Consider the following 845-nt stretch of genomic DNA (forward strand, 5'->3'; position numbering starts at 1 on the left):
CTGGCGGGGCTTCCGCTTCGAGGCGGCCCACCGCCTGCCGCAGGTCCCCGCGGGCCACCCCTGCGCCCGCATGCACGGCCACAGCTACCGGGTCGTCCTCGAGGCCGAGGCGACGGACGCGGCGCTCCACGCCCTCTGGGCGGCGGTCGAGCCGCGGCTGCGCTACAGCTGCCTCAACGACCTCCTCGCCAATCCCACCAGCGAGCACCTCGCCGGCTGGCTCTGGGCGCAGCTCCGCCCCCGCGAGCCGGGCCTGCGCCGGGTCCACGTCCACGAGACGGAGCGCTCCGCCTGCACCTACGACGGCGAGCGCTACACCATCTGGAAGGCGGAGGGCTTCGAGGCGGCGGTCCGGGTGCCGGGGGCCGGCGACGAGCGCAGCCGCCTCCACGGCCACGGCTACCGCCTGCGGCTGCACGCCGCCGCCCCCCTGGATCCGCGCCTCGGCTGGGTGGTGGACTACGGCGATCTCAAGGCCGCCTTCGCCCCCGTGCGCGAGCGCCTCGACCACCACCGCCTCGATGAGATCGACAGCCTGGCCGACGGCGACCCGGGGACGCTGGCGGCGTGGATCGCGGCGGCCGTCGGCGAGCGGCTGCCGCAGCTCTCCCGGGTCGATCTCCTCGAGCGCGACGGCTGCGGGGCGGTGGCGTATCCGGGCGCGCCGTGAGCTACGCCGTCCACAGCCTCTTCTACACCCTGCAGGGCGAGGGGGCGCGCAGCGGCCGGCCCGCCGTCTTCATCCGCTTCGCCGGCTGCAACCTCTGGAGCGGCCGGGAGGCGGACCGGGCGGCGGCGGTCTGCCGCTTCTGCGACACCGAGTTCGTGGGGACCTCGGGGCCCGG

At 76.4% G+C, this 845-nt stretch carries 1 protein-coding gene and 1 pseudogene; both read left to right on the forward strand.

The window, feature by feature from the left end; genetic code table 11:
• A partial coding sequence (locus CKO13_RS13145; protein WP_200261460.1) for a 6-pyruvoyl trahydropterin synthase family protein occupies nucleotides 1–670 on the forward strand: 670 nt, incomplete at its 5' end.
• A pseudogene (locus CKO13_RS12855) lies at nucleotides 667–845 on the forward strand (7-carboxy-7-deazaguanine synthase); the annotation flags it as partial. The gene CKO13_RS13145 and the pseudogene CKO13_RS12855, both read left to right, overlap by 4 nt.

Source organism: Halorhodospira neutriphila, assembly GCF_016584055.1.
In the GTDB taxonomy this organism is placed as follows: Bacteria; Pseudomonadota; Gammaproteobacteria; order Nitrococcales; family Halorhodospiraceae; genus Halorhodospira; species Halorhodospira neutriphila.